The sequence below is a fragment of the Collinsella sp. AF16-8 genome (genome assembly GCF_003462695.1).
In the GTDB taxonomy this organism is placed as follows: Bacteria; Actinomycetota; Coriobacteriia; order Coriobacteriales; family Coriobacteriaceae; genus Collinsella.
Genome location: NZ_QRXX01000001.1, coordinates 304154 through 319511 on the forward strand (window position 1 = coordinate 304154; position 15358 = coordinate 319511).

A 15358-nucleotide genomic window follows, 5' to 3' on the forward strand; every position below is an offset into this window, starting at 1 on the left:
CCTCCTCTATTCGTCGTCGTCGCACTCGGCGGAACTGGCACCGTTCACGTAGATGATCTGCTGGCGCGCCTCGTTGACGAGGGCGTCGAAGTCGAGTTTCTCGTCGGGGCGCGCGAGCGCGACCGTCATGGCGAGCGGGAGGTTGACACCCGCGATCACGTGGATCCGGTCGGAGGCGAAGCGGGAAAAGCGCTGGTTCACGCTGCCGCCGTACGCGTCGGTGAGGACGACGACCTCGTCAGTGCCCGAAAGAGCCGCCTCGACCGCCGCGTCGAGCCCCTCGCCGTTGTCGTTCACGTAGGCGCACACGGCGTTGACGGCGTCGCCCTTACCCGTAAGGAACTCGAGGGTGTCCTTGAAGCCCTGGGCGAGAAGGGAATGGCTCGCCACAACTATCTTTCTCATTGATTCACCAATCTCTTGGGTCGAAGCTAGGCGAGGATGCCGGCGGCGGAGGCGACCATCGCGAGGACGATCACCACGAGGATGAGGGCCGTCATGCTCGCGTTCTTCTTGGTAAGAAGGTAATACGCGCTTCCCGTGATGGCGGCGGGGATCATGGCAGGCAGGATCTTGTCGAGCAGCGGCTGAATCTCCATCGCGACGTCGCCGAAGCTGAAGCTAATCGGGCAGGTGACGCCAATGACCGAGGCGATGAGGCAGCCGACCACGGTGAGGCCGAGCACGGAGGCGGCGGCAGTGAGGTTGGGAAGCTTCTCGCTGAAGTCGGTGACGAGCTTCACGCCCTGCTTGTAGCCGAACTCGAGGGCGTGCATGCGGACCCAGAAGATGGCCAGGATGAGCGCGAACCAGATGCCGGCTCCCACGGGGTTGCCCTCGATGGCCATGTAGGCGGCGATGGAGCCCATGATGGTCGGGATCATGGTCATGAGCAGGGAGTCGCCGACGCCGGCGAGCGGTCCCATGGTGCCGATCTTCAGGTCTTGGACGGCGTCCGCCGCCGCTAGGCCGTCGCGCTCCTCCATGGCCACGCAGGCGCCAAGGATGATGGCGGCGAGCCAAGGCTGGGTGTTGTAGTAGCGGAAGTGGTTGTTGAGCGCTTGCTTATAGTCCTCGTCGTTCGTGTAGATCTTCCTCAGGACCGGCGAGAGGGCGTAGGCGACTGAGGCGCCCTGCTGGGTCTGGTAGTTGAAGGTGCACACGCTCATGAGCCAGCGCCAGTTCGCGTTGCGCAGGTCCTTCTTGGTGACCTTGTAGCCGGAGGGCTTGCCCTCGGCGACGGCGGTGATGTTCTCGTTTTCCATGGTTACTCATCCTCTCCGATGAAGGCGTCTGCGGAAGCGTGGGCGGCGAGCTCGGTGTCCCTCTCGGCACGCTGGTAGAACGCAATCGCGAGGGCAACGCCGACGATGGCGGCGCCGATGATGGGCACGTTCAGGAAGGCCGAGAGGAAGAAGCCGGCGAGCAGGTACTGGAAGTACTTGGCGGTTGGCATGTAGCGGAGCAGCATGGCGATACCGACGGCCGGGAGCATCTTGCCGGCGAGGGTGAGGCCGGAGAGGAACCACTGGGGCATGACCTCGAGGAGCCAGTTGACGGCGGGCTGGCCGAGCGTCACGGAGACAAAGACGGGCAGGGCGGCGCACAGGCCGAAGAGCGCGGGGCAGACCCACAGGATGGCGTTCATCTGATTGAACTTACCCTCGTTGCAGAACTTCTGGGACTTCTCGACGACAAAGCCGTTGAGAATCTTGGCGACGACGTCGAGCTGGATGCCGAGCATGCCGACCGGCAGGCCGATGGCGAGGCCCGTGTCGGAGCCCAGGGTCACGCCGTAGGCGGTGGCGATGATGGCCATCGTGCCGTAGTCGGGAATGGAGGAGCCGCCGAAGCCCGCGACGCCGAGCTGCATGAGCTGAATGGTGCCGCCGATGACAAGGCCGGTCTTCCAGTCGCCCATGACGACTCCGGTGATGAGGCCCCAGAAAACGGCGTAATTGACGAAGATCATCGGGATGCCGTAGTAGTCCACGTGCTTGATGAAGGCCAGCAGGGTCAAAAGGACGACCTGCAGGATAGTGAAGTTGACCATATTTCCCCCTTAGATGAGGTCTGCGACGGAGACGGGCTTGTCGGCGGGCACGAACTGGGCCGTCACCTTGACGCCACGGGCGATGAGCGCCTTGTAGCTCTGGACGTTCTCGGCGGAGGCGTAGGCGCGCTGGGTGAGCTGGATGCCGTCCTCCTTGACGAGCGAGCCGCCGACGACCAGCGACGGGAGCTCGACGCCCGACTCGACCAGGCGAAGCATCGTCTCGGGCTCCTTGGCGATGACGAAGACCTTCTCGCGGTCGTACTTGCCCGCGGCGAAGTTCTTGAGCGCGGTCTGCTCGGAGATGATCGAAACGGCCATGCCCGCGGGGCGCGCCATCCTCATGGTGGACTTCAGGACCTCGTCGCCGGCGACCTTGTCGTCGATGACCATGACTCGGGTCGCGCCCGACACCGGGGCCCACTGCGTCACGATGATGCCGTGAAGCAGGCGATTGTCGATTCGTGCCATAACAACACTCATGTTTGCTCCTATCAAATGAAGTTTTGCGTTCGGTACTGCCTCGGCGCTATCCGGATTCGCGCCGGGCAAGGGGTTATCGGATTATTGAGGACGCGCGGTCAGCTTGCGGCGGCGCGGGGAAGGTCACTCGTCGAGCAGGAGGTCCGAGGAGCCGAGGCGCTCTTCTCGCGCCGGGGCGGCGCTCACGCTTATGTAGTCGAAGACATATGCGATCTCGCTTACGGGAACCTCTACGCGATAGCGCGTCGAGATGCTCGAGAAGCTCTGCCTGAAGGACTCGATGAAATCGGCGCGTTCCTCCTCGAAGCGGTCCTGGCCAACGTAGGTCTCAATGGGGTTTCTGGTAACAAGGCGCTCGACGAGACAGCAGAGGTGAACGTAGAGCCCAATGATGGCGTTGCTGCCGATCTTCTCGCCTGTCCTGCGCTGAAGCTCGTGCACGGCGCTCTCGATCTCATGGAATAGCCGCTCCGGGTCGAGGATGGTGATGGAGCGGATGACGTTCTGCAGCGTCATGTTCGAGAGCAGCTTCTCGTGGAAAGAAGAGAGCTCGGAAGCGTCAAGCCACCTGCCGAACACGGCATCAACCTTAGAGGCGGACGCCGTCGACATGATGTCCTCGAGGGCGACGAAGGGGACGGAGGCGACCCCGGGGTCTCCCGTGCCGATGACGGCGCAGACGCGGTGCTCGGAGAAAACGGCGTCGTTCGACCCGTTCGCGACGAGCTGCTTGAAGGGCCTCGTGAGCAGGCGCGCGCCTATGGTGCGCGGGAGGCTCTGCGAGACGAGCTGGCGTATCCTCTCCGCGGCGTCGACCCCGGACTCGGAGCAGAAGACGATGGCGTCCTCACGGTTGACGCGCTCGATCACCTTGCAGTGCGTCACGCACGCGGCGGTCGCATCGCCAAGAACCTCGGCGATGGACTTGCCGCCGAGCAGCCCGACCCCGATCTCGAGCGCAAGACCGGTAGAGACGTTGTTCACCACGCCGATAGTGGAGTCGGTAACGTTCTCGAGGGCCTTATAGGCCTCCTCCAAGGAGCCCATGTCGACGAGGAACACGACCCCGGTACAGTAGGAATGGCGGTCGACGAGGCGCTGGAGCGGACCGACGATGTCCTTCAGCTGCTGGTCGTAGGGCATGTCGACAGCCTCGTACACATGCATGCCGAGCATACGGTTCGCCGCGTCGGCGATGCTCGTCGCCGTTGAGTAGCCGTGGGACAAGATGACGCAGAGCGTCCGAAGGGCCTTCGCATCGCGAGACTCCGATGCGACGCACAGCGTCAGAAGCGTCTTCGTGAAGTGATCGAGCGAGATTCCCAGCGCCCCTTCCACGTCTGCGGCGACCTGATCGGAGACACTCGAGGCAAACGGCAATTCGGAGGTCACGGCACCGAGGAGATGGGAGATTTGCTCCGCACAGGCAGACTTTCGCTTAGCCAGGCCGATACCCGGCCACAACTGCAGGCAAATCTCCTGGGCCAGTAGAAAAGCGACCTTCCTCGAAAGCTCGATGCCATAAGAAGAGCCTGCGTCGGCAAGGACCGCGCCCACGACGCGCTCGAAGGCGCGCGACCTCGAGGAGGCGACGCCGTGGTCGAAGATCAAGTGATCCTCAACGCCGCGCACAGCGGAGACAGCTTGCGAGACAAGCTCGGAGACAGAGAGCTCCCCGGCGCAGAATCGCTCATCGAGGGAGCACAGGGCATCGAGCGCCTGCTCGACCGGCCCTGTGCTCTCGGCGGCATCCAGAGACGCGTCAATCAGAACGCCATCGTCGGGCTGTTGATCGATCTGCGCGGAGGAGAGGAGCCCGCTGGGAAGAAGATACGGGCGAACGACGACGTAGTCGCCCTCGCGATTGAGGAACGCTTTGGCACAGCAGTTCGTCACGCAGGCGCGCAAGCCGGCGATGTTATCGGAAAAGTCCGCGTTCACGAGGCAACGGTATGCGCCGCGGCTGATCTTCACATCAGAACCGATTCGGCACCCCTCGCTGCGCAGGAAGCTCAAGATGAGATCCTCGCGCTCCTCGGGGGTCCGCTCCTTGAGTGAGGGGACGCGGGCACAGATGGGCATTTTGCTGTAGGCCGAGGAAACCTTCAGGTCATCGGCGGAAAGCGTCGTCGAAAGAACGAGGCGAGCGCGCGGCGCATCCTGGGAGGCATCGAGCCCGAGGGCCGTCGCAAGGCAGTGCTCCATCGCAGAGGGAGAGAGTGCCTCGATGCCGTTGACAAAGACCACACCCCCGCGCGCTTTCGCGATCGACTCGTCAAGAAGCCCGTTGAACGAGGCGGCGTCCGGGACCCCGGCGCAGTCGATGCGCACATAGGAGGAGTCGCGGGACAGCAAGCCCTGGTTCTTGCCGTACTCGTACACAAGGCGAGAAAGGAAAGACTTACCGACACCCACGCCGCCGCTCAAGAGGATGGGCAGGCCAAACGGAGGGTACTGAACCGCAGCCTTGCACTGCTCGACAACGGAGCTGAGGCTCATGTCGAAGCCCACGGCACGCGCGAAGTCGCGGTGATCGGCGATTCCCGTCGCCTGGATGAGGTCGGCGAGCGAGGCGTACTCGCTTGCAGAGAGCTTTACCTGAAAACGCTTCTGGAACGCGCGGCGATGAAAATAACGGACAGGCCTGCCCGCCACCTTAACCACAAGACCGGCGCGAACAAGGTCGTTGAGGTACTGGCTCGCCAGGCTCCTGGAGATGATGAGCGTCTCGGCGATGTCGGAGGTGGACAGACGGGCAAGGTCGTCGAGCGAGACGGCAGAGGTGAGGGCCTCGAGATGCTCGAGAATCCTGTCCCTCATGTCGACGGGTTTCTTTGCCAAGCTGTCCTGTGTGGTCTTGTCCATGACTTCTTACCTCCTCGTACAAGGAGTATAAGGGGAGAACAGAGAACGGAAGGGGGCGCGTGGGGGAATCAACAGCTCCGAGGAAAAGTCCACCACTTGAGGGGCAGAAAACAACGGCCATTGAACATTCAGGGCCGACGCTCAACACTTCGGCTCGACACTTCGCTTTGGAAAGGGCCCGGCGCGCCGGGGTCCCAACATAAAGAAGGGCCCCGGCGCGCAGGGCCTAAAGCTTAACCATGCGCGCGGCGATGCGAGCGCAGTCGCAGGCGGCCTTCTTCTCGAAGGTGTTGTAGTCGACGACCCGGCCCTCGGCGCAGGGCTTGTCGCTGATGGCGCGCACGACGACGAGGGGCACGCCGTTGAGATAAGCGGCCTGCGCGATGGTGCAGCCCTCCATCTCGCAGCACAGGTCCCCGAAGGTCGCGAGGATTCGCTCCTTCCGTTCCGCGGGCGAGACGAACTGGTCGCCGGAGACGACGCGGCCCTTGAGGACCTTAATGTCGGGGGCGACGGCGGCCGCGGCGGCGCACGCCGCCAGCAAGGGCCGGAACGGATCGCGCAAGATCAAGGCGTCGCCCGGGAGGTCGGTCGTTACCGTCAGCCGGCGCCGCGTCTGCCGCATCATGAGGGAGAACGGCCTGGCCGGCGCATACGGCAGGAAGAGGTTCAAGGTGCACCCCGGGACGGTCAACGAGGCCGACGTGTCCAACGTCGTCGCGCGCGGCTTCGGCGGCAGGGCGCCGTGCACCCATATAAGCAGCGACTTGGCCTGCGTGCACGTCGGGGCGTCATGGAACTACGTCTGCCTGCTCATCGACCTCTGCAACGGGGAGATCGTCGGCCACTCCGAAGGACTGAGGAGGGACGCGCGAGCTCCGAGCCAAGCTCTTGGATTACGTGCACTGGTACAACAACTTCAGGATCCACTCGACGCTGGGCTACATGTCGCCGGTCGAGTTCAGGGAGGCGGGGCCGTCCCTCCCGGAATCGTCCAAATAAGTGTTGCCAATCCATAGCCAATCCAGCCATCATCTCCGCGAAGGCGGACGTCAGGAAAAGCTCGGCTTGAGCTCGGTCGGACGCGGTCTGTGGGGCATCATTCAGGCTCAGGGGATCTCCTTGTCTTCTTCGGTCGCAACCTGAATAATAGGGACGGCCCCTTCTCTCTTTCCCTTTCGTTTTCGACGCGTCACCCTCTCGGCGGGCTTAAGGCCCGCGCTCGCGGGTGCAGGGGCTACGCCCAAACCCCAAAAACGTAACGCCGTGCTCGAAGCGTTTCCGGACGTCAGCGTAATCTCAAATCCCGTTCGTCAACTCATGGGCAAGCCACCTGAGACTACTCATTTCTCCTACTGGCAATGAAGACCTGCGACCTGCAGTTTTGCAAACTGCTTGAAAGCCGCCTGCGTTGATTCACTTCCTATTGCAGCTGGCGGCTTGCACGCGAAAAGGCATTTAAGTTTCAAAACGGGCGTTTTCGGCGCTATCGAGCCTCCAAAGGCATCCCGCCGCGCCCTTTGGGACAAAAACAAAAACTCAAAGCCCTGAATTCGAAAATAGTTTTTGGAGTTGTCCCGACTTTTGTCCCCGAAGCCGACGAAACGCGACAGGGTGTCACCTGGCGGCACTCGATTCGAGACGGCACCGAAAAGTGGGGCAACCGGAATGACGGGACGGCAGAACCGAATCCATCGAGTGGGGATAGAAAAAGGCCCGGGTGCCGTGGCATCCGGGCCTTTGCTAGCAACTTGATGTTGCGGGCAGCTTAGAACTTGTGGCCGCACTTCTTGCAGACGCGCAGCTTGTTCTTGCCGTCCTTCTCGTGACCGACGCGGGTAACCTTACCGCACTCGGGGCAGACGAGATTGACGTTGGAGGCATCGATGGGAGCCTCCTGCGAAACGATGCCGCCCTGCTGGTTGGCAGCGTTGGGCTTGACGGCCTTCTTGACGACCGAAACGCCCTCGACAACGACCTTGTTCTCGGCAGGGAGAGCACGCAGGATAACGCCCTGCTTGCCGCGATCCTTACCAGAGAGAACCTGGACCTTATCGCCCTTCTTGATATACATATATCTCCCCTAACTACAGGGTCTCGGGAGCGAGCGAGACGATCTTCATGTACTTCTTGTCACGAAGCTCGCGAGCGACGGGCCCGAAGATACGGGTGCCGACGGGCGAACCATCGTTGTTGATGACAACGCAAGCGTTCTCATCAAAGCGAATGTAGGAGCCATCCTTGCGGCGGATCTCCTTAACGGTGCGAACGACGACGCAACGGACAACGTCCTTCTTCTTGACGTTGGCGCCAGGGGTAGCCTCCTGGACAGCACCGATGAACACATCGCCGATGCCTGCATAACGACGCTTGGAACCGCCAAGCACCTTGATGCAGCGAATCTTGCGAGCGCCGGAGTTGTCGGCGACGTTCAGCATGGTTTGCATCTGAATCATGGTAGATGTTCCTCCGAACTAAGAACCGAAGAGAGGTGCGCAGCCTTTATACGGCCCGTGGTATGCAAGCCAGGCATACGCACATCTTCGGAAACGTACAAGTCGTAAGAGCGACTGCTTATTTAGCGCGCTCGACGACCTCGATGAGGCGCCAACGCTTCATCTTGGACATAGGACGGGTCTCCATAACGCGGACGGTATCGCCCACGCCAGCCGTGCACTCCTCGTCGTGAGCGTGCAGCTTCTTGGAGCTGGTCATCATCTTGCCGTACTTGGGGTGACGCTTGCGCTCGGTGATGGTGACAACAATGGTCTTGGCACCGGAGACGGAGGTAACGACACCCGTACGGACCTTACGCGAGTTACGCGAATCAGTCATGTTCTCTCCTTAGGTCCTACTCGGCGACAGCGGACTTCTCCGCTGCAATCTCGCGGGCGCGCTGCTCCGTAAGGACGCGAGCGATGTCCTTCTTCACGGTGTTGACGCGAGCGGTGTTGTCCAGCTGGCTGGTGGCCATCTGGAAACGAAGGTTAAAGAGCTCGGCACGCATTTCCTTCAGCTTCTCAACGAGCTGAGCGTCCGAGAGCTCACGAATCTCTGCGGGCTTCATTAGTTCTCCTCCTTGGCGGCGGCGGCGTCCTCAGCAGCCCACTTGGCCTCGAGAGCGGCCTCCTCAGCCATCTCCTTCTCGATGCGCTGCTCAGCGTTCTTGGCAGCAACAATCTTGGTCTTGATGGGAAGCTTGTGCTGTGCAAGACGCAGAGCCTCGCGAGCGACCTCCTCGGGCACGCCCTTGACCTCGAACATGATGCGGCCGGGCTTGACGACGGCCACCCACTCCTCGGGATTACCCTTACCAGAACCCATGCGAGTCTCGGCAGGCTTCTTGGTGATGGGCTTATCGGGGAAGATCGTGATGTAGACACGACCGCCACGCTTCATGTAGCGGGTCATGGCAATACGAGCGGCCTCGATCTGACGGTTGGTGATCCAATGGGCCTCGAGAGCCTGGATACCAAACTCGCCGAAATGCAGCTCGGTATTACCCTTGGCCTGGCCCTTCATGGAGCCACGCTGCACCTTGCGGTGAAGAATACGCTTAGGGGCAAGCACTACTGACCCCTCCTCTCGGAGTTACGACGACGAGGACGGGAAGAGCCCTCGAGTGCAGGGTTGGGAACAGGCTGGCCCGGGAGCTTCTCGCCCAGGTAGATCCAGACCTTCACGCCGCAAGCGCCCATGGTGGTGCTGGCGACAGCCGTGCCGTAGTCGATCTTGGCACGGAGGGTGTGCAGAGGCACGCGACCCTCGCGGTACCACTCACGACGACCCATCTCGGCGCCGCCGAGACGACCGGAGCACTGGATACGGATGCCCTTAGCGCCGGCCTTGCGGGCAGACTGGACAGCCTTGCGCATAGCGCGACGGAAGGCAACGCGGCCCTCGAGCTGCTCGGCGATAGACTGAGCAACGAGGTTGGCGTCGAGCTCGGGGCGCTTAATCTCGACAACGTCGACGGAGAGCTGGCCCTTGGAGACGCCAGCGACCTTCTCGAGCTCAGTGCGGAGGGTATCGATCTCGGCACCCTTCTTACCGATGACAACGCCGGGGCGAGCGGTGAGGATGATGACCTTCACCTTGCCGCCAGCGCGCTCGATCTCGACGCGGGAGACAGCTGCGCGGGAAAGACGCTTCTCGAGGTACTTGCGGATCTCGAGATCGTTACCGAGGGTCTTAGCGTAATCCTTCTCTGCGAACCAGCGGGAGCGCCAGTTCTCGGTGATGCCAAGACGGAAGCCGGTGGGGTAGACTTTCTGACCCATACAGCTTTACGCCTCCTTTCGAGGAGCAACGACGACGGTGATGTGGGAAGTACGCTTCAGAATGCGAGAAGCGGAACCCTTGGCGCGGGGACGGATGCGCTTAAGCGTCGGACCCTCGTCAACATAGGCAGCGGCGACAACCAGGTTGTCGGCACGCAGACCGTTGTTGTTCTCGGCGTTCGCAACGGCGGAACGGAGAACCTTCTCGACATCCACGGCGACGGCGCGGTCGCAGAAGTGGAGGATGTCGAAGGCCTGAGCGACAGGCTTGCGGCGGATCAGATCGACCACCAGGCGGGCCTTGCTGGGGGAAACACGCACGTACTTAGCGACGGCGCGAACCTCGGTGGCCTCAGTTTCAATAGACTTAGTTGCCATTTACGGTTAACCCCCTATTTGGCCTTGTGGCCACGGAACGTACGAGTCGGCGCGAACTCGCCGAGCTTGTGACCAACCATGGACTCGGTAACATACACGGGCACATGCTTGCGGCCGTCGTGGACGGCGATGGTGTGACCAACCATCTCGGGGAAGATGGTGGACGCGCGGGACCAGGTCTTCACGACGTCCTTCTTGCCAGCCTCGTTCATCGCGGTGATACGCGAGAGAAGGCGAGTCTCCACGAACGGGCCCTTTTTGAGACTTCTGCTCATAAGTGCTTTCTCCTAAAACTCGGTATCCGAAATTACTTCTTACGGCGACGAATGATGTGCTGGTTCGAGACCTTCTTCTTCTTGCGCGTACGAAGGCCCTTCGTCGGCTTACCCCAGGGGGTAACAGAGGGACGACCAGAGGTGTGGTTCTTGCCCTCGCCACCGCCGTGCGGGTGGTCGACAGGGTTCATGACGGTACCGCGGACGGTCGGGCGCACGTTCATGTGACGCTTACGGCCGGCCTTGCCGATGACGATGTTGGCGTGATCGGCGTTGCCGACCTCACCGACGGTGGCGCGGCAGGTAACGAGGATGCGGCGCATCTCGGAGGAAGGCATACGGACGATGGCGTACTTGCCCTCCTTACCCATCAGCTGGCAGGAGTTACCGGCGGAACGGGCGATAGCAGCGCCCTTGCCCGGCTGGAACTCGACGGCGTGGATGAGCGTACCGACGGGGATGTCGGCGAGGGGCAGAGCGTTGCCCGGCTTGATGTCGGCGTCAGAACCGGACATGATGGTCTGACCGACCTCGAGGCCCTTGGGGGCCAGGATGTAGCGCTTCTCACCGTCAGCGTAGTGCAGCAGAGCGATGCGAGCGGAACGGTTCGGATCGTACTCGATCGTGGCAACCTTGGCGGGCACGCCGTCCTTGTTGCGCTTGAAGTCGATCACGCGGTAACGACGCTTCACGCCGCCGCCCTGGTGGCGGGTGGTGATGCGGCCGTTGTTGTTACGACCGGCCTTCTTGGGCAGGGGCTCGAGAAGGGACTTCTCGGGCTTGGTGCAGGTGATCTCGGAGAAGTCGGAGATCGTCTGCCAACGCCTACCAGCGGAGGTCGGCTTAAGGTGCTTTACAGCCATTACAATCCCTTTCAATAGGAATCCGTTAGCCATCGCAGACAGGGATTCGAGGTTCTGCCTCGGGTGCGATGACACCGGACGTATACACGGTTCCGGGCGTGTCCATTTTATACGCCCAAAACCTTGAGCTCTCGCCTCCCCTATTTGGGAGGCATGAGCTCACTCAACAGCAGCGAGTCTTAGGCCTGGTTGCCAAAGACCTCGATGGTGTCGCCCTCGGCCAGCGTGACGATGGCCTTCTTCCAAGAACGGGTCTTGCCGGCGACATAGCGCACGCGCTTGGTCTTGGGCTTGACCGTCAAGGTGTTCACGCGAACGACCTTGACGCCGAAGATCTCCTCGACAGCGTCCTTGATCTGATACTTGTTAGCATCCTTGGCGACCTCGAACGTGTACTTGTTCTGCTCCATGCCGGAGAAGGAACGCTCGGACACGATCGGACGGATGATGATCTCGTGGGCGGTCATTTATGCAAGCACCTCCCCGAAGTGAGCGGCGATGTCGGCGGGCATCAGCACAGCGTTGTTGTTGACGAGATCGTAGGTGTTGGCCTCGTCAGCGGTGATGATGAACGTCTTGGGAATATTGCGGAACGACAGGTAGGCGTTGACGTCCTCATCGCGAACGATGATGGTCAGACGCTTGCCCTCAAGGCCAAGAGCCTTGAGCATGGCAACGGCAGCCTTGGTGGAAGGCTTCTCGAAGCCGTAGTCGTCGACGAGCACGAGCTCGCCATCGGCCAGCTTGGCGGACAGCGCGGAGCGCATAGCCAGCTTGACCTCCTTGTTGTTCATACGCTTAGCGTAGGAACGGGGCTTGGGGGCGAAGACAACGCCACCGTGACGCCACTGGGCAGCACGGATGGAACCCTGGCGGGCACGGCCGGTGCCCTTCTGACGCCAAGGCTTCTTGCCGCCACCGGAAACCTCAGAGCGGCCCTTAGCGGACTGGGTGCCCTGACGCCAAGAGGCCATCTGGCACTTGACGATGTGGTGCATAACGTGGATGTTCGGCTCGATGCCGTACACCTCAGCGGCGAGCTCGGCCTCGGCGACCTTCTTGCCCTCGCTGTTCTTTACTTCAAACTTTGCCATTTAAGTGTTCTCCTTGGTATGACGCTGGGCTAAATGGGCTGGGCCCTTAGGCCATACGGATGGCGACGAGACCATTCTTGGCACCCGGGACAGCGCCCTTGACCAAGATGAGGTTCTGCTCGGCATCGATGCGGACAACGGAAAGGTTCTTGACGGTAACGCGCTCGTTACCCATGTGACCGGCCATCTTGACGCCCTTGAGGACGCGCGCAGGATAGGCGCACTGACCGATAGAACCGGGGTGACGCTGGAAGTGAGAACCATGCGTCATAGGACCGCGGCGCTGACCCCAGCGCTTGATGCGACCCTGGAAGCCCTTACCCTTGGAGGTACCGATGACGTCGACCTTCTCGACATCAGCGAAATCAGCGACGGTGACGACCTCGCCGACCTTGTGCTCCTCGCCGTTCTCGACGCGGACCTCACGAAGGAAGCGGACAGGCTCGACGCCAGCCTTGGCGAAGTGACCAGCCATGGGCTTGTTCACGTTCTTGGCCTTGATGTCGCCGAAACCGATCTGGACGGCGTCATAGCCGTCGGTTGCCTGAGTTTTAACCTGCGAGACAGCGCAGGGGCCAGCCTGGATGACCGTGACGGGAACGACGTTATCGTCCTCGTCCCAAACCTGGGTCATGCCAATCTTGCGGCCGAGAATCATGCTGATCAAGATATGATCCCAACTCTCGCGTGGTCTTGGGACAATGCGTACACCACCGAGCGTACGCCCCTAGAGGACCACTACTTACACGACGTGCTCCCCAGTCTTGTATTGCGCCCGGACTACCTGACAACCCTATTAAGCAGGCATTTTGTCCAGCCAGAATACTCCCCTGGTTTCACACAGCTGTTTAGTATACACGGCTGCGGGCGTATCCATCGAGATTCATATTTCACTCACATTGTTTACGCAGGTAAAGTGCGTGGCACGTTCCCAGTGTGCGGCGGAGGGGGCGGGCCTGAGACATATTAAGGTTGCTGCTCTACAGTCCTGCTCACGACGGAGAGCACATTAAGTGCTCTCCTGTTCGTGCGGAACTCGCGACAACCTTAATATGTCTCAGGCCCGCCCCCTCCGCCGCACACTGGGAACGCCACGTTGATGTCTGCTAAACCTTGCTCGCTCAGGCTAATGACTTTGTTGGGGATCGATAATTTGCCGCAAGGTGAACTTGGATTGAGGCGTGTCGCCCTCTTCTCCCGACTTTTCCTCATCAAAATCGAAAATCATAATGGCGCAGTTGGGGAGTTTTGTTGGGAGCTCGAAGCCCTCTGGGGCTGCAGCCTTGATGAATTGGCGGCTGGCGCTGCCGTGGCTTACTGCTAGAAGGGTTTCGATGCCCTTGGCGCCCATGAGATTGGTGAGGGTGCCTACCATGCGCTCTTGCAGCGCGCGGCTTCCTTCTCCTCCGAAGGGGACCAAGTCCTCGCCTGGATCCCAGACGTCGGTGGGTAGGGCGTCGTGGGGGCCTTCTTCGAAGGTGCCGTAGCTGCGCTCGATGATGCCTTCGCAGGGCTCGACTGCTGCATCCCGGCCGAGGAGTTCGGTTGCGACGAGACTTGCCGTGTCCATGGCTCGGCCCAAGGGCGAAGAGACCACTTTGTCGGGAACGACGTTGTGGGCTTTGAGCCACGCGGCTGCCATCCCGGCTTGCTGACGACCCAGGTCGGTCAGCGGTGAATCGCAGCGGCCCTGGACGAGCTTTTTAACGTTGAATTCTGTCTGACCGTGGCGGAGTAGATATAGACGCTTCATGCTCTCCCCTTCTGTATAACTTGCTCTACCGGCGCAGCCCTACTCGTGGGTATGGCCTACGTAGTCTTCGTCGATCGTGATCTTGGCGACCGACTTGGGATATTCCGATTCGACCCGTTTCGCCAGCGCGCGCTTCAGGTCCTCGGCGCTCATCGCCAAATCCGAGGGACGTACGCAGTCAAAGATCACGTTGGTATGCGTGGGGCCCGGAACACAGCGTAGGTCGTGGATCGAGAGGCGGCTATCAATCTCTTGAGCCATAGCGTTGATGCGCAGACGCATGCTCGCCACCTTGGGGTCATCGGTCACGATGGGATCGTAATGGAGCGTGACGATCATGCCGTCTTCGACCCTAAACGACTGCTCGATGTTATCGAGCGTGTCGTGACTTTCCAGCGGGCTGGCCTCGGCTGCCATCTCGGCGTGAGCGCTTGCGAACTTCCTGCCCGGGCCGTAGTCGTGAACCATCAAATCGTGAACGCCCAAAACGCCGGGGTAGCTCATGATCTTGTCTCGAATGTGCTTGACCAGCTTTGGATCGGGTGCCTGGCCCAAAAGCGGGCTCACCGTATCCTGGATGAGCTCAAAGCCGCTCCAGCCGATATAGGCGCCAACGGCAAGGCCGACCCATGCGTCAAGATTGATGTGCGTCACCTGCGAAACAATTGCGCACGCCAGCACGGCACCCGTAGCTAGGACATCGTTCTTTGAGTCCTGAGCGGTCGCATGCAGCGTCTCGGACTCAATGCGATCGCCGAGCTTTTGGTTGAGGGCCGCCATCCAGAGCTTAACAATCATCGAAAGCACCAAGACTGCCACCAGGGCAAGCGAGAACTCGACAGGTTCGGGGTGGATGATGCGCTCAACCGAGGACTTCACCAGCTCAACGCCAATCAGCAGCACGAGCGCCGCCACGACCAGACCCGAGAGATACTCGTAGCGGCCATGTCCGTAAGGATGCTCGGGGTCGGCCGGCTTGCCCGCCAGCTTAAAGCCAAGCACGCTCACGATGTTCGAGCTGGCATCGGACAGGTTGTTCATGGCGTCCGCCACAATCGCAACCGATCCCGACAGCACGCCAATTGCACCCTTCGCAGCGCAAAGCGCAACATTGGCGAGAATACACACTATGCCCGTCAACGTTCCCACGCGCGCACGGTCGCCCTGCGCACGACGAACAATCCACTCGACCATCCTCATCAGTCCCCACGGTACTACCTATATATCTATTGCTCAAACGGATTGTAGTGTAGCCACTTTGTCCTCCAGATACAAAAAGGCCGCAGCCCACACGGGCCGCAGCCTTGGAATATG

Annotated in this window: 20 protein-coding genes and 2 pseudogenes; 2 read left to right on the top strand and 20 right to left on the bottom strand. The window is 61.0% G+C overall.

The genetic code is table 11. The features are described 5' to 3' along the window. Window positions 1-6: 6 nt before the first annotated feature. The 6 genes from DWW73_RS01295 to DWW73_RS01320 all read right to left on the bottom strand — a co-directional run bounded on the left by DWW73_RS01295 (window position 7) and on the right by DWW73_RS01320 (window position 5945). Window positions 7-405 (bottom strand): PTS sugar transporter subunit IIA, encoded by a 399-nt coding sequence (locus DWW73_RS01295; RefSeq protein ID WP_089572475.1) that lies wholly within the window; start codon window positions 403-405, stop codon window positions 7-9. 26 nt (window positions 406-431) lie between these two features. Beyond that, window positions 432-1265, bottom strand: a complete 834-nt coding sequence (locus DWW73_RS01300) for a PTS system mannose/fructose/sorbose family transporter subunit IID (RefSeq protein WP_089572476.1) — start codon at window positions 1263-1265, stop codon at window positions 432-434. 2 nt (window positions 1266-1267) lie between these two features. Further along, on the bottom strand, window positions 1268-2053 hold the full coding sequence (locus tag DWW73_RS01305) for a PTS sugar transporter subunit IIC (protein WP_089572477.1): 786 nt from the start codon (window positions 2051-2053) through the stop codon (window positions 1268-1270). A gap of 9 nt (window positions 2054-2062) precedes the next feature. Then, on the bottom strand, window positions 2063-2536 hold the full coding sequence (locus DWW73_RS01310; protein ID WP_089572478.1) for a PTS sugar transporter subunit IIB: 474 nt from the start codon (window positions 2534-2536) through the stop codon (window positions 2063-2065). A gap of 123 nt (window positions 2537-2659) precedes the next feature. Then, a complete protein-coding gene (locus tag DWW73_RS01315) occupies window positions 2660-5401 on the bottom strand; it encodes a PRD domain-containing protein (RefSeq protein WP_117736585.1) in 2742 nt (913 codons plus the stop codon). Window positions 5402-5627: 226 nt separating this feature from the next. Continuing rightward, window positions 5628-5945: a 5'-methylthioadenosine/S-adenosylhomocysteine nucleosidase gene (locus DWW73_RS01320; RefSeq protein WP_233509092.1), complete on the bottom strand. Its 318-nt coding sequence runs from the start codon at window positions 5943-5945 to the stop codon at window positions 5628-5630. Here DWW73_RS01320 and DWW73_RS10235 point away from each other — a divergent pair. Further along, window positions 5902-6009: pseudogene (locus DWW73_RS10235) on the top strand (hypothetical protein); the annotation flags it as partial. The gene DWW73_RS01320 and the pseudogene DWW73_RS10235 sit on opposite strands and share 44 nt — an antisense overlap. 292 nt (window positions 6010-6301) lie before the next feature. Next, window positions 6302-6403: an IS3 family transposase gene (locus tag DWW73_RS10240; RefSeq protein ID WP_231501554.1), complete on the top strand. Its 102-nt coding sequence runs from the start codon at window positions 6302-6304 to the stop codon at window positions 6401-6403. 766 nt (window positions 6404-7169) lie between these two features. On the opposite strand, the gene rplX is transcribed toward DWW73_RS10240, so the two are convergent. The 14 genes and pseudogenes from rplX to DWW73_RS01395 all read right to left on the bottom strand — a co-directional run bounded on the left by rplX (window position 7170) and on the right by DWW73_RS01395 (window position 15238). Further along, on the bottom strand, window positions 7170-7475 hold the full coding sequence (rplX, locus tag DWW73_RS01330) for a 50S ribosomal protein L24 (RefSeq protein WP_099432059.1): 306 nt from the start codon (window positions 7473-7475) through the stop codon (window positions 7170-7172). 13 nt (window positions 7476-7488) lie between these two features. Beyond that, window positions 7489-7857 carry a 50S ribosomal protein L14 gene (gene rplN, locus DWW73_RS01335; protein ID WP_006235041.1) on the bottom strand — a complete coding sequence of 123 codons (369 nt, stop codon included), beginning with the start codon at window positions 7855-7857 and terminating at the stop codon, window positions 7489-7491. Window positions 7858-7975: 118 nt separating this feature from the next. Further along, on the bottom strand, window positions 7976-8236 hold the full coding sequence (gene rpsQ / locus DWW73_RS01340) for a 30S ribosomal protein S17 (protein ID WP_006235040.1): 261 nt from the start codon (window positions 8234-8236) through the stop codon (window positions 7976-7978). Between the two features lie 16 nt (window positions 8237-8252). Beyond that, window positions 8253-8468 carry a 50S ribosomal protein L29 gene (rpmC, locus tag DWW73_RS01345; protein WP_006235039.1) on the bottom strand — a complete coding sequence of 72 codons (216 nt, stop codon included), beginning with the start codon at window positions 8466-8468 and terminating at the stop codon, window positions 8253-8255. A 107-nt stretch (window positions 8469-8575) separates the two neighbouring features. Beyond that, window positions 8576-8971: pseudogene (rplP, locus tag DWW73_RS01350) on the bottom strand (50S ribosomal protein L16); the annotation flags it as partial. Beyond that, complete coding sequence (gene rpsC, locus DWW73_RS01355) at window positions 8971-9681, bottom strand: 30S ribosomal protein S3 (RefSeq protein WP_117778551.1); 711 nt, start codon at window positions 9679-9681, stop codon at window positions 8971-8973. The pseudogene rplP and the gene rpsC, both read right to left, overlap by 1 nt. 6 nt (window positions 9682-9687) lie before the next feature. Continuing rightward, entirely contained in the window at window positions 9688-10059 is a 372-nt protein-coding gene (gene rplV / locus DWW73_RS01360) for a 50S ribosomal protein L22 (RefSeq protein WP_006235036.1), read from the bottom strand. Window positions 10060-10073: 14 nt separating this feature from the next. Beyond that, complete coding sequence (gene rpsS / locus DWW73_RS01365) at window positions 10074-10334, bottom strand: 30S ribosomal protein S19 (RefSeq protein ID WP_006235035.1); 261 nt, start codon at window positions 10332-10334, stop codon at window positions 10074-10076. A 32-nt stretch (window positions 10335-10366) separates the two neighbouring features. Next, the gene (gene rplB / locus DWW73_RS01370; protein ID WP_055250219.1) at window positions 10367-11197 is read right to left on the bottom strand and encodes a 50S ribosomal protein L2; all 831 of its coding nucleotides are present in this window, start codon (window positions 11195-11197) and stop codon (window positions 10367-10369) included. Between the two features lie 179 nt (window positions 11198-11376). Further along, window positions 11377-11664, bottom strand: a complete 288-nt coding sequence (gene rplW / locus DWW73_RS01375; protein WP_006235033.1) for a 50S ribosomal protein L23 — start codon at window positions 11662-11664, stop codon at window positions 11377-11379. Continuing rightward, the gene (gene rplD / locus DWW73_RS01380; protein WP_006235032.1) at window positions 11665-12291 is read right to left on the bottom strand and encodes a 50S ribosomal protein L4; all 627 of its coding nucleotides are present in this window, start codon (window positions 12289-12291) and stop codon (window positions 11665-11667) included. Between the two features lie 46 nt (window positions 12292-12337). Next, a complete protein-coding gene (rplC, locus tag DWW73_RS01385; protein WP_035137484.1) occupies window positions 12338-12958 on the bottom strand; it encodes a 50S ribosomal protein L3 in 621 nt (206 codons plus the stop codon). Window positions 12959-13417: 459 nt separating this feature from the next. After that, the gene (locus tag DWW73_RS01390) at window positions 13418-14044 is read right to left on the bottom strand and encodes a histidine phosphatase family protein (RefSeq protein WP_117778552.1); all 627 of its coding nucleotides are present in this window, start codon (window positions 14042-14044) and stop codon (window positions 13418-13420) included. 39 nt (window positions 14045-14083) lie between these two features. After that, window positions 14084-15238, bottom strand: coding sequence for a cation diffusion facilitator family transporter (locus DWW73_RS01395; protein ID WP_231500734.1), 1155 nt, complete (start codon window positions 15236-15238; stop codon window positions 14084-14086). Window positions 15239-15358 lie beyond the last annotated feature (120 nt).